General features: G+C 41.2%; 13 protein-coding genes. 12 read left to right on the top strand and 1 reads right to left on the bottom strand.

Translation table 11 applies throughout. From position 1 onward, the window contains the following. Positions 1-28 precede the first annotated feature (28 nt). From BC751_RS13535 to BC751_RS13485, 11 genes are all read left to right on the top strand, one after another. Positions 29-1207, top strand: a complete 1179-nt coding sequence (locus BC751_RS13535) for an acetyl-CoA C-acyltransferase (protein WP_130276007.1) — start codon at positions 29-31, stop codon at positions 1205-1207. 17 nt (positions 1208-1224) lie between these two features. Then, positions 1225-2328, top strand: a complete 1104-nt coding sequence (locus BC751_RS13530; protein ID WP_130276006.1) for a toxin-antitoxin system YwqK family antitoxin — start codon at positions 1225-1227, stop codon at positions 2326-2328. 76 nt (positions 2329-2404) lie between these two features. After that, on the top strand, positions 2405-3340 hold the full coding sequence (locus BC751_RS13525; RefSeq protein ID WP_130276005.1) for a phosphoribosylaminoimidazolesuccinocarboxamide synthase: 936 nt from the start codon (positions 2405-2407) through the stop codon (positions 3338-3340). 14 nt (positions 3341-3354) lie between these two features. Continuing rightward, positions 3355-3753 carry an STAS domain-containing protein gene (locus tag BC751_RS13520; RefSeq protein ID WP_130276004.1) on the top strand — a complete coding sequence of 133 codons (399 nt, stop codon included), beginning with the start codon at positions 3355-3357 and terminating at the stop codon, positions 3751-3753. Between the two features lie 2 nt (positions 3754-3755). Further along, positions 3756-4673 carry a ribonuclease Z gene (locus BC751_RS13515; protein WP_130277586.1) on the top strand — a complete coding sequence of 306 codons (918 nt, stop codon included), beginning with the start codon at positions 3756-3758 and terminating at the stop codon, positions 4671-4673. Between the two features lie 24 nt (positions 4674-4697). Further along, on the top strand, positions 4698-5504 hold the full coding sequence (locus BC751_RS13510; RefSeq protein WP_130276003.1) for a queuosine precursor transporter: 807 nt from the start codon (positions 4698-4700) through the stop codon (positions 5502-5504). A 56-nt stretch (positions 5505-5560) separates the two neighbouring features. Beyond that, complete coding sequence (locus tag BC751_RS13505; protein WP_130276002.1) at positions 5561-6484, top strand: bile acid:sodium symporter family protein; 924 nt, start codon at positions 5561-5563, stop codon at positions 6482-6484. A gap of 23 nt (positions 6485-6507) precedes the next feature. Next, complete coding sequence (locus BC751_RS13500) at positions 6508-7518, top strand: lysophospholipid acyltransferase family protein (protein ID WP_130276001.1); 1011 nt, start codon at positions 6508-6510, stop codon at positions 7516-7518. A 92-nt stretch (positions 7519-7610) separates the two neighbouring features. Then, the gene (gene hppD, locus BC751_RS13495; RefSeq protein WP_130276000.1) at positions 7611-8705 is read left to right on the top strand and encodes a 4-hydroxyphenylpyruvate dioxygenase; all 1095 of its coding nucleotides are present in this window, start codon (positions 7611-7613) and stop codon (positions 8703-8705) included. Positions 8706-8983: 278 nt separating this feature from the next. Further along, positions 8984-10717 carry a phospho-sugar mutase gene (locus BC751_RS13490; protein ID WP_130275999.1) on the top strand — a complete coding sequence of 578 codons (1734 nt, stop codon included), beginning with the start codon at positions 8984-8986 and terminating at the stop codon, positions 10715-10717. Positions 10718-10902: 185 nt separating this feature from the next. After that, the gene (locus BC751_RS13485) at positions 10903-11469 is read left to right on the top strand and encodes a hypothetical protein (RefSeq protein ID WP_130275998.1); all 567 of its coding nucleotides are present in this window, start codon (positions 10903-10905) and stop codon (positions 11467-11469) included. 46 nt (positions 11470-11515) lie between these two features. Here BC751_RS13485 and BC751_RS13480 read toward each other — a convergent pair whose 3' ends face one another. Next, a complete protein-coding gene (locus BC751_RS13480; RefSeq protein ID WP_130275997.1) occupies positions 11516-12460 on the bottom strand; it encodes a succinylglutamate desuccinylase/aspartoacylase family protein in 945 nt (314 codons plus the stop codon). 78 nt (positions 12461-12538) lie between these two features. Here BC751_RS13480 and murB point away from each other — a divergent pair, with 78 nt between their 5' ends. Next, the gene (gene murB / locus BC751_RS13475) at positions 12539-13552 is read left to right on the top strand and encodes a UDP-N-acetylmuramate dehydrogenase (protein ID WP_130275996.1); all 1014 of its coding nucleotides are present in this window, start codon (positions 12539-12541) and stop codon (positions 13550-13552) included. Positions 13553-13558 lie beyond the last annotated feature (6 nt).

Genomic DNA, 13558 nt, shown 5'->3' with positions numbered 1-13558 from the left:
TTTAATTTCCACATAATTATAAACCCAAATGAAAGAAGTATATATCGTAGCTGCCGTAAGGACCCCTCTGGGAAGTTTTGGTGGTAAACTATCTGGTTTGACTGCTGTAGAACTCGGCAGCATTGCCATCAAGGGCGCAATGAAAAAGGCCGGTGTAGATCCTAAAGAAGTGCAAGAAGTAATGATGGGCAATGTGATTTCCGCCAATTTGGGCCAGGCTCCTGCCAGACAGGCCGCTATTGGTGCCGGGATAGGATACCATGTTCCCTGTACAACCATCAACAAAGTTTGCTCTTCGGGAATGAAGGCTGTGATGTTCGGTGCACAATCCATTATGACCGGACAAAACGATCTTGTAGTGGCCGGTGGCATGGAAAGCATGTCCAATGTACCCTATTATGTTCCAAAGGCAAGGTTTGGTTACAAATATGGAAATGCTGAATTGGTGGATGGACTGGTGAAAGATGGCCTTTTTGAGGTGTATTATAAATTCCCAATGGGTAACTGTGCTGATCATACCGCTAAAGAAATGAAAATCAGCCGTGAGGATCAGGACAATTATGCCATTCAATCCTATACCCGTGCAGCGCAAGCTTGGAAATCCGGGGCTTTTAAGGATGAAGTGGTTCCAGTTGAAATCACCGGAAGAAAAGGTGAAACCATCGTGATAGAAGAGGATGAGGAATTCAAAAACGTGGTATTTGAAAAAATCCCTTCATTGAAACCTGTGTTCGAAAAAGACGGAACAGTAACGGCAGCCAATGCCTCTACTATGAATGACGGAGCTTCAGCATTGGTACTGGCAAGCAAGGAAAAAGTTCAGGAATTGGGATTGAAGCCAATTGCCAAAATCAGGGGATTTGCAGATGCAGCCCAGGATCCTTTATGGTTTACCACAGCTCCGGCATTAGCCATTCCTAAAGCCATTAAAAATGCTGGCATCACTGAGGGAGATGTGGATTTCTATGAAATCAATGAAGCATTTTCCGCAGTGGCCATAGCCAACCAAAGACAGCTGAACCTTGACATGGACAAACTGAATGTATATGGAGGCGCTGTTTCCCTTGGACATCCACTAGGGGCTTCTGGAGCAAGAATCATTGCTACACTCAATTCAGTCCTGCATCAAAAAAATGGCAAAATCGGTGTTGCCGGTATTTGCAATGGTGGTGGTGGTGCGTCTGCCATTGTGATCGAAAAAATTTGATACAGTTCGAAATGACAATGAATAAGGTCATCTGGTTTTGTTTTTTGATAGTTGTTCTTTCGGCCCCTATGCTTAAAGCGCAGGATTTGGTAAGGACCTATTATGATGAACAGAAACAAATAATCAAGGAAGTGTACCAAACTTCCAATGGAACACCTCAGGGAGACTACCGCCTCTATTATGAGGACGGTAGTCTTGCTGTTTCAGGAAAACTCATCAATGGTAAGAAGGAGGGATTATTTGTAGATTATTTTCCTGGGACGCTCGATACTTTACGAAAGATCCACTACGTCAACAACCTACGAGAAGGTCCGACAGTTAGTTTTTTTAAGAATGGGAAGATTTCCCAAAAAGCCAATTTTTCACAAAACAAACTCGAAGGAGAAGTATTGACCTACTACGAAAACGGGAATATAAAGTCAAAAGCAGAGTTCCTCAATAACCAGCCCCATGGTTGGACTTATTCCTATGATGAAGAAGGCGCTCTTTTAGAAAAAACACCATTTTCGGCAGGTATCATTAATGGAATCAAAGAAGTGTATGATGGTGAAGGAAACCTAGTTTCTATCACCACTTATAAAATGGGAGTCTTGCACGGGATTCAGGAAAATTACTTTCCAGATGGAAAAGTCAGGGCCAGATTCCAATACAAAAATGGATACCAGCATGGTGAAACCGCTGCCTTTTACCCCAATGGACAAATAGCCCGTCAGGGTAAATACCAAAATGGAAATCCGGTGGGACAGTTCAAAAGTTTTTTTGAAAATGGAAAACTTTCTGAAACAGCCAAATATAAGAAGGGTTTACCAACAGGAGAGGTGGTTTCCTACTATGAAAATGGAACTGTGAAGGAAAAGGCAAAATACAGCAATGAAGGTTTTCTGGAAAGCATCCTGGGATTTCATGACAACGGAAAATTAGAAAGGGAAATTTATTTTAGAAGAGGAAAAGAAGAAGGTTTGGCAAAATTTTATTATCCATCCGGACAAGTTAGGGAAGTGCGCCCCTACCGCTTGGGCATGCTTCACGGGATGCAGCTTTTTTATCAAGAAGACGGTAATTTAATTTCTGAAAAAAAATATTTAGAAGGCAAGTTGGTTTCCTCCATTGACCATCAATAAAGTTTTTAAGAAGATTTAGGAAAAACAGTCAGTCAAAACAAAGTGCTTTTTCTATTTTTGTTCATCCATAGTATTTATGAGCACGGCAATCAAAGAAACCCATTTTCAATTTCCAGGACAGGTTGGCTTTTACAAGGGTAAAGTCAGAGATGTCTATATCTTCGAAGATAAATTGGCTGTAGTAGCATCAGACAGGATCTCGGCCTTTGATGTAGTACTTCCCCGTGCAATACCCCACAAAGGGCAAGTACTGAATCAAATCGCGGCCAAATTCCTGCAGGCAACAGCAGCTATTGTTCCCAATTGGGTAACCGCGGTGCCTCATCCACAGGTTACGATCGGAAAAAAATGTGAACCTTTCAAAGTTGAAATGGTCATAAGGGGTTATCTTGCCGGGCATGCTGCAAGGGAATATAAAGCTGGAAAAAGAACACTTTGTGGTGTTCCTCTTCCGGAAGGTCTAAAGGAAAATGACAAACTGCCTCATCCTATCATTACACCGACGACAAAAGCCTCGGAAGGACATGACGAAGATATTTCCAAAGAGGATATTTTAGCAAAAGGAATAGTCAGTCCGGAAGATTATGCCATTCTGGAAAAATACACCCATGCGCTCTATGAAAAGGGGAGTAAAATGGCCTTAGAAAAAGGGCTGATCCTGGTGGATACGAAATATGAATTTGGAAAATTCGGAAATGAAATCTTGTTGATAGATGAAATACACACTCCTGATTCTTCAAGATACTTCTATGCCGAAGGATATGAAGCACTTCAGGCAGCAGGACTTCCTCAAAAACAGCTTTCTAAGGAATTTGTACGTCAATGGCTCATCCAAAATGGATTCCAGGGAAAAGAAGGTCAAACTGTACCTGATATGCCGGATGAATTTGTCAATGAAATCTCCGAAAGATACATTGAGTTGTACGAAAAAATTACCGGAGAAAAATTTGTGAAGGCAGAAATCGTTGATTTGGAAAAAAGTATCGAAACTGCCATTTTAAACCATATTTAAGAAACTAAACTATTATGAAATATACCGTTGATAAAAAAGAGCAATATGTAATCTTTACTCCCATGGAGGAAAAACTGGATTCCGCATTGTCTCCTAAACTTAAATCTGAACTTTTGACTGTTCATGCAGAAGGATATGATAACCTCATCATAGACATGAGCCATGTAAAGTATGCTGACTCCAGTGGCCTGAGTGCGCTATTGGTTGGTAATAGGGAATTCAGCCGTAATGGAGGTATTTTTATTGTAGCTGCACTTCAGGACCATGTCATGAAGCTCATTAAGATTTCCATGTTGGATAAGGTTTTTCATATTGTGGAAACATTGGAAGAAGCCGCTGAGGCCATATTCATGCATGAAATCGATTCAGATAGCGAAGAAGAAGAAGAAGAAGAAGAAGAAGAAGAAGATTGAGATTGGATTTTCAGGTTACCGTATTAGGGTCAAACTCCGCTATTCCATCACATGGGAGGAATCAAACCTCCCAATTGGTGAATATTGCCAATAACTTTTTATTAATAGATTGTGGTGAAGGCACCCAGATACAGCTTAGAAAATTCAAACTCAAATTTTCCAAAATTGATTTTATCTTCATTTCCCATCTCCATGGAGATCATTACTTCGGTTTGATGGGGTTGATCTCCAGTTTTCACCTCAATAAAAGGCGTAAATTACTTACTATTTTCGGCCCAAATGGCCTGGATGAAATTATCACCGTACAGTTGCGCCATTCCAATACCCGATTGAATTTTCCGCTAAGGTTTGTCCCGACCAATCCTGAAAACAAAGCATTGATCCTCGAAGAAAAAGATTTCAAAGTTTTTAGCTTTCCACTCAAACATCGGATACCCTGTACAGGTTTTCTCATCCAGGAAAAACATGGACTTAGAAATCTCATTAAAGAGAAATTGATGGAAAGCAAACTTCCAATCGAAGCAATACGCCATCTAAGAGAAGGAAAAGATTTTACGGATGAAGAGGGTAATGTTCTTTATGCTGTTGAAGACTATGCATACCCCAAAAGGAAAATAAGAACTTATGCCTTCTGCTCGGATACAATATATGACCCCCAAATTATACCCTATATTGCTGGGGCAGATTTACTTTATCATGAAGCCACCTTTGGAAATGATGAAGAGCACCGAGCGGCGGAGACTTTCCACAGTACTGCGGCACAGGCCGGAAAAATTGCCAAAGAAGCAGGTGTGAGCAGGTTGCTGCTGGGCCACTACTCCACGCGCTATCTTGATCTCAGCCCAATTTTGGACCAGGCTAAAGCTGAATTTCCTGAATCCTACCTGAGTGAGGAAGGTATCACATACAGCATCGATTGATCCTTCCCTTTTAAAAATAATCACATGGAAAACACAATTCAAGAGAAGGAATTTCAGTCAAAAAAAACGAATCTTTTCATAATTCTTAGTGGTATTTTTCTGACCAACGCTATCCTTGCCGAAATTATCGGGGTGAAAATTTTTTCCGGTGAACTGACCTTGGGATGGGAACCAGCAGGGTGGACCATCTTTGGGGATTATATTTTGGACTTTAACCTTACGGCCGGGGCAGTAATATGGCCGGTGGTATTTGTGACTACAGACATCATCAATGAATATTACGGAAAAAAAGGCGTTAGAAAAATCAGCTTTGTAACCGCATTTTTCATCGCTTATATCTTCTTTGTGATAGCTGGGGTAACGCAACTCCCTCCAGCTCCTTTTTGGTTGGATGTCAATAGTCCTGATGCAGAAGGGAATCCTTTCAATATCAATTACGCCTTCAATGTGATTTTCAGGCAAGGACTGGGCATTATACTTGGTTCTTTGACCGCTTTCTTACTGGGTCAATTGATTGACGTGTATGTTTTTCAAAAACTCAGGAAAATCACAGGGCCTAAAATGATCTGGCTCAGGGCTACCGGTTCGACGCTAGTATCCCAGTTCATTGACTCTTTTGTAGTATTGGGAATCGCATTTTATGTGTTCGGCAATTGGTCCTGGGCCCAGGTAGCTTCAGTAGGGATCATCAACTATATCTACAAATTCTCAGTAGCTATTTTGCTGACACCTTTATTGTATGTAGGACATTACCTCATTGACCAATATTTAGGCAAAGAGATAGCAGAAAAGATGACTAAAGAAGCTTCTTCAGACACCTCATTCCTTTAAGTTTGTCTTTTTAAAGAGGTCTGATTACCTTCCAAGAATATTCGGACCTTTCACCTATGCAAGAGGCATTAGATACAAGCAAACTCAATTTCAACCAGGATTCTCTTCTCATCCTGAATATATCTTTGGCCATCATCATGTTTGGTGTGGCCTTAGACCTGAAAGTGTCTGATTTCAGATATGTGGCGAAAAATCCCAAGTCCTTTACAGCAGGATTACTTTCGCAGTTTTTGTTTTTACCTGCCCTGACGCTGGTATTGGTCTATATCCTGCATCCTCCTCCCTCTGTGGCATTGGGAATGATGTTGGTAGCGGCTTGTCCTGGCGGCAATATTTCCAATTTCATGACCCATCTGGCAAAAGGAAATACGGCGCTTTCTGTGTCTCTTACGGCTTTTTCCACTGCCTTTTCAGTCGTACTTACGCCGCTCAATTTTGGATTTTGGTCTAAGCTATATGCTCCAACTGCTTCATTGCTGAGGGAGATTTCATTATCCTATTTCGATGTTTTTCAAACTGTCGCCCTTATTTTGGGCATCCCCCTGGTGCTGGGCATGTATATCAATATCCAATATCCTGATTGGTCAACAAAAGCCACAAAAATCTTAAAACCCCTGAGCATGTTAATTTTCGCTGGATTTGTGGTCATAGCTTTTATCGGTAATTACGACCTCTTTATCCGGTTCATCGCTTTGATTTTTGTATGGGTTTTGGCCCATAATTTTCTGGCCCTTGCAGGAGGATTCCTTACCGCCAAAAGTTTTGGATTGTCCATCAAAGACACCAAAACTTTGACCATAGAAACAGGCATACAGAACTCAGGATTGGCTTTGGTACTTATTTTCACTTATTTTGGAGGCCTGGGGGGAATGGCCATTATTGCTGCCTGGTGGGGAATCTGGCATATTATCTCCGGAATGACGGTAGCGACTATCTGGAAAACTTACCAAAACCGAAGGACTTTATCTGTCAGCGGTTGAATTTGGCAAAAGAAAAAACAATCATGAAAAATGCCTTCAATGCCCTGCTTAGAAAGGGAGTATGGTTAGCACTACATCTTTATTTCAAAAAAATTGCTGTCTATGGGAAGGAAAACCTGCCCAAGGGAAAAGCTGTACTGATAGTAGCCAACCATCAAAATGCATTGATTGACCCTATTTTGATTGCGACCCACACCCAACTTAAGCCCCACTTTTTGACACGCGCCTCTGCTTTTAAAAATCCCATAGCGGCCAAGTTATTGGACTTTATCCGCATGATCCCTATCTACCGGGTTAGGGATGGCATTGACAACATGGCCAAGAATCAGGAAACATTTGAGAAAAGTGTAAAAATACTCTCGAATAAAGGATCCCTGTTGATTTTTGGGGAAGGTAATCACGACATGCACCGCAGTCTACGCCCCCTGAAAAAAGGATTTGCAAGGATTGCTTTTCAGACTATTGATGAAAATCCTGACCTTGAACTGCTGATCCTTCCTATTGGCATCAATTACAGTAACCACAAAAAATCAGGAAGTCAGGTAAGCATTTACATTGGAGAAGCTTTTCCTGCCAATGATTTTTATCCAAAAAACTATGAAGGCATCATTAAAGAGACCACAGATAGGCTAGGCCCATTGGTGACCCATGTACCTAGAGAAAATTACAGCCAATGGCTGGCTCTTCTCGGCAAAAACAGAATAGATATTACAGACCCTGAATCGGTCAAAAAATTCATAGAAAATCAAAAATTAAGTCAGGAAACAGAACCTGCTTTCAGTCCCTATTTCACCAATAAAGTGATGAAGGTGTTCCATTTCCCTGTTTATTGGATCTGGCTTTGGATCAAAGGGAAAATCAAGGACCCCACCTTCACCGCTACTTTCAAATTCGTCATTGGTTTAGTCTTTGTGCCCCTGTGGTACCTATTTATTTTTACAGGATTTCCAAGCTTAGGCTGGGGTTCATGGGCATTACCATGGGCTTTCCTTGGAATCCTATACCTCCTTAGCAATACAAACGGACAGGCTTGAACAGACGGCCTTTTGGAAAAACAATCCTTCAAAAGCTTCTGCAAATTTTCTATCTTTGGCATCGCGAATTATAAACCCAAAAAATATAACACATGGAACAGGATTTTCTTCCCATCAATGGGACAGACTATGTAGAACTGTATGTTGGTAATGCCAAACAGTCCGCACTGTACTACCAATATGCCTTCGGATACGAATTGGTCGCTTATGCTGGCCCTGAAACAGGGGTAAGGGATAGGGCTTCCTATGTATTAAAGCAGGATAAAATCAGGTTGGTCCTTACCACTCCCCTTCATGAAAACCACCCAATTGCTGAACATATCAAAAAACATGGTGATGGGGTCAAGGTTTTAGCGCTTTGGGTAGATGATGCAGAAAAATCCTGGAAAGAAACAACATCAAGAGGGGCCGTTTCTTACGAAGAACCTAAAACCTTGACGGATGAATACGGTGAAGTGAAAGTAGCATCCATCAGAACTTACGGAGAGACCATACATACCTTTGTGGAAAGGAAAAATTATTCAGGGGTATTCCTTCCGGGCTTCAAAGAAAGAAAAAGTGAATACAAGTCCACTCCTATCGGATTGAAATATATCGACCATTGTGTAGGAAACGTTGGTTGGGGAGAAATGAACAAATGGGTAGAATTCTATGAAAAAGTCATGGGTTTTAACCTTTTGATCACCTTTGATGACAAAGACATTTCCACAGAATATTCCGCATTGATGTCCAAGGTGGTTTCCAATGGCAACGGGTATATCAAATTCCCGATCAATGAACCGGCTGAGGGAAAGAAAAAATCCCAGATCGAAGAATACCTTGATTTTTACAATGGTCCGGGTGTCCAGCATATGGCCATTGCCACAGATGATATCATCCATACCGTTTCGGAATTGAGAAAAAGAGGCGTTGAATTCCTGGAAGTACCGGCTGTCTATTATGATGACCTGTTTGAAAGAGTAGGAAAAATAGATGAGGACCTTCAGCCCCTCAAAGACCTGAATATCTTGGTGGACAGAGATGAAGAAGGGTATCTGCTGCAGATTTTCACCAAGCCTGTTCAAGACCGACCTACCCTATTCTATGAAATCATCCAAAGAAAAGGTGCCAGGTCCTTCGGTAAAGGCAACTTCAAAGCACTGTTTGAAGCCATAGAAAGAGAACAGGAACTGAGAGGTAATTTATAATTCCCATCTTTTTTGTTAAATCCGGCTTTTCTTAATGCTTGAACCCATTAAGAAAAGCCGGATTTTTTTGCCTGTATTTTTCACTTTTAAAAAATTGGTATGATTTGGATCCACCAAAACCTCGATGATGAATTGGGATTTGTCAGGGTGAAAGTAAGCAAGGGTTAAGACCATTTGATTTTTATCTCCTTTCAATTTTGTGCTGAAATCCCATCTTTCTTTGGTGATTTTTTGGCTAAATCTTTATCTTGGAATCTCATTTAAACTTTTTACAAAAAATGACAACAGTAGATCCAACCATTATAGCCAAAGCACAGAGTTGGCTGAACAGCAACATTGATTCAAAAAGCAAAAAAGAAATACAGGCATTATTGGATGCTCCTGACAAAACAGAACTGATTGATTCCTTTTACCGGGATTTGGAATTTGGAACAGGAGGTCTTAGGGGGGTGATGGGTGTTGGTTCCAATAGAATGAATGTCTATACGGTAGCCATGGCTACCCAGGGTTTAGCCAACTATCTTCTGGAATGCTTCCCTAATCAGGAAATTAAGGTAGCCATTACCCATGACTGTAGGATCAACAATACCCTTTTTGCGGACACTACGGCGAATGTCTTTACTGCCAATGGCATAAAAGTCAAATATTTCCGAGAATTACGACCCACTCCTATGCTTTCATTTGCCATCAGGTATTTTGGTTGTCAGAGTGGAGTAATGGTAACCGCTTCCCACAATCCCAAAGAGTACAATGGTTACAAAGCCTATTGGAACGACGGAGGCCAAGTGGTGGCCCCACATGATAAAAATATCATTGCTGAAGTGCAAAAAATAACTTCACTGGATGATGTCAAATGGGACAAGAATGACAGCCTAATTGAATACATCGAATCTGACTTTGATCAGATTTACCTGAATGAGGTCAAAAAACTCAGCCTTTCCCCGTTGGAAATCAGCCTGCAAAAAGACATGCCGATAGTCTTCTCCCCTATTCATGGCGCATCCGGCAAAATGGTGCCTGCTGCCTTGAAGGCTTTTGGATTTGAAAATATCCATGTGGTCAAGGAACAAGCTGAGCCGGATGGCAACTTCCCAACTGTCATTTACCCCAATCCAGAAGAAGCAGAAGCCCTGACGATGGCATTGGACCTGGGCAAAAAAGTCAAAGCAGAATTGGTGCTGGCATGCGATCCGGATGGTGACCGCTATGCTGCCTGTGTGCCAGATGGAAAAGGAGGCTTTGAACTGCTGAATGGAAACCAAACCGGAGCTTTATTGACCTATTATCTCCTCAACAAATGGAGAGAACATGGAAAGCTCACCGGTAATGAATTTATGGTCAATACCATAGTGACTACCGAATTGATCGACGAAATCTGTAAAGGATTTGGCGTAACCTGCTATTCTGTTTTGACAGGTTTCAAAAACATTGCAGAGGTAATCCGGAACCTCGAAGGCAAAAAGCAATTTATTGGTGGTGGTGAAGAGAGTTATGGTTATTTGGTAGGAGATTTTGTTAGGGACAAGGACGGGGTGTCCGCCTGTGCCATGGTAGCAGAGATCACTGCCTATTATAGAACCAAAGGCATGAGCATTCAAGATGTGCTGGCCGAGATCTATATGCAATTTGGATTTTACAAGGAATCTCTGATTTCTGTAACCAAAAAAGGGAAAGATGGCGCAGAACAGATCCAAAAGCTGATGGCTGATTTCAGGACCAACCGTCCTAAAGAAATGAATGGCCTCAAAGTGGTAAAAATCGTAGATGTGAAAGAAAGCAAAGTCTATGACATAGCTAACGGGACAGAGTCGGAATTAAAAATGGATAAATCCAATGTCATCCAGTTCTACCTGGAAGATGGCAGCAAGATATCCGCAAGGCCTTCCGGTACCGAACCAAAAATAAAATACTATTTCTCTGTCCATGAAACACTTCCCAACAGGGAAGCCTATGATGCGGTCTCTGCCTCTTTGGACAAGAAACTTGAAGGCTTGAAAAAATACTTCCAGTAGAATTTTATTGAAATTGACAGTTTGGGCACAGTGGATTTGGCTAATATCCAAATCCACTGTGCTTAACTTTTTTTAAATGGCAGACATTTCATAATAATTTAATTTTTCGATTATTTTTGGCCTATTCTTATAAACATCCGGCATAAAGATTTCGTCTTGATAACTGCTGATTAATACCTACCAAAATGAAAGCTTTAAGAAATACCCTGGCTTTGTTGCTTATTTTCATGGTCTTCTCCTCTTGCCAAAAGGACGATAGACCGGATTTCTACTACCGCTTTAAGTTCAATGGTGTTCAAAAAAATTTCAAGGCTACCAGCGAGGCTGACATAACCTTTGTTGAGACCAATATGGGATTCAACTTTGCTACTTTTACGATGGTTTCTGAAAGAAATACCAAAAGAAATTCCTTGGTAATCGGCTTAAGGTATACCGGGGAACTCCAAAGATCTTACGAGATGCAAACTCCAATTCTGGTAAACGGAATTTTGGCGCCCACCTTGACCTTCGTTTATTATGATGAAAATGGCAAAGAATACCTAGGCACCCTTTTGCAAAGTCAACATTTGGGTGCCAGGGATGATGGGAGGCTTACTTTTACCCAAATAACCGCAGAGGGAAGCTATGGGACTTTTGAAGCCATTGTTTTTGACCCCAGAGAGCCTACCAGTGAGTTATCGGCCAGAAGGCAGTTTATTATTTCGGATGGTGAATTTTTCCTTCCCAATGTGTCATCCATCAGAACAGAATAAAATTTAAAAGAAATGGAAAGGCTAACCCGGTAAAGGTTAGCTTTTTTTATGAAGATACCCTACCTACGTGGACCAATGCATCTCCTGCATTGACCACCGGATTGTTGTTCAGTCCGATGACGTGACCATTGTGTATGGCTTTCACCGGGATTTTTACCTGCCCATAGGGATCTGAAATTTTTGCCAGTATCTGTCCCTTTTTTATTTCATCCCCTAACCTAACGGAAGAGGAAAAAATCCCGGAAACTTTTGCCCTAACCCAAGAACTTTCTTCGATTAAAATACCGTGTTTTTGCTCAAACTCCTGGTCTATCATTCCCAAATAAGCCAACATCCTTCTGGTTCCTAATACCGCCTCTTCCACCGCATAATCATCCAAACGCATGGATTCCCCACCCTCATATACCAGGATATGTTTCCTTTTCTTGAAGGCTTCCTTCCTAAATGATTTATCAATATGAGGGGAATTGATGATAAAATTGGCGCCAAAAGCTTTGGCAAGCTCAAGCCCCTTTTTGTCCTTATAGTCAACCCTGATTTGTGGATAGTTGGAAAGCATTCTTCCTCCGGTATGGAAATCAAGACCATAATCCACCATAGGAATCACATCATTCATCAGGATATAGGCAATCTGGGAAGCCAATGATCCTTTTTTACTTCCCGGAAAACTCCTGTTCAAGTCTCTTCCATCAGGAAACGTCCTCGAATTGCTCAAAAAACCATAAATATTGACCAAAGGAATAAATATGATGGTACCTTTGACAGGGTGGATTACTTCCTCATCCAGCATCTTCCTTACAGCCACTATCCCATTGATTTCGTCACCATGAACACCACCTGAGATCAAGACAACAGGACCATCTTCCTTTGCCCTTTTGATATAGACAGGTAAATCAATCAAAGTATGCGTAGGCAGCCTAGCAATGGCAATATCAATATTGATGGACTGTCCGGGACGTATTCTCACCCCATTAATTACCAATTCCTTCATACAGTTTATTTAGATACCCTAACCATTAATCTTTCAATTTGAACAAAATCTTACTTAATTCGCATGACTAATTTGCCTATGAATATACAAGAAAACATCTCACTTCTTCCATTCAATACTTTTGGCATTGACAAAAAAGCAAGATTTTTTGTTCAGGCAAAAACAGAAGAAGATGTAAAAGCTGCCCTTCTCAAATCAAAAGAACTGAAAATTCCTGTGTTTGTTCTTGGCGGTGGAAGCAATATCCTGCTTACCAAAGATATTGATGCCTTGGTGATCAAAATTGAAATCCAAGGAATACAGGTATTGAAAGATAATGAGGACGAAATACTCGTAGAAGTTGGCGCAGGGGAAAACTGGCATCAGTTTGTCATGTTCTGTATCGAAAACAACTGGGCCGGGGTGGAAAACCTTTCTTTGATCCCGGGCACTGTTGGTGCCTCCCCTATGCAAAACATAGGTGCTTATGGGGTGGAAATCAAAGAAGTATTCCACCACCTGAAAGCTATCAACAGACAAACTTTGGAAGAAGAAATCTTTGATTGGGAGGCCTGTAAATTTGGATACCGGGAAAGTGTCTTTAAAAATGAATTGAAAGACCAGTTTATTATTGTGAGGGTAATTTTCCGATTGAGAAAAAAACCGGTTCTACATGTTGCATATGGTGCCATCAAGCAAACCTTGGAAGAAATGGGCATATCAAATCCAGGCATCAAAAATATCAGCGATGCGGTTATTCAAATCAGGCAAAGCAAACTTCCAGATCCCAAGCAGATTGGCAATGCTGGCAGCTTTTTTAAAAACCCCACTATCCCTAAGGAACAATTTGAAGCATTAAAAGCAGAATTTCCAGAAATACCTTCTTTTCCAATGGAAGAAGGCGTTAAGGTACCTGCTGCTTGGCTGATTGAAAAGGCCGGCTGGAAGGGAAAAACTTTCGGAAAGATAGGGGTACACAAATTCCAGCCTTTGGTATTGGTGAATTATGGAGGAGCTGATGGAACAGAAATTCAGGACCTAAGCAGGAAAATTCAAGAATCAGTGCAGCACAAATTTGGAATCTTGCTGCAACCCGAGGTGAATTTTATTTAAAAACTT

Source organism: Cecembia calidifontis (assembly GCF_004216715.1).
GTDB lineage: Bacteria > Bacteroidota > Bacteroidia > Cytophagales > Cyclobacteriaceae > Cecembia_A > Cecembia_A calidifontis.
This window is presented reverse-complemented; position numbering and strand designations above follow the sequence as displayed.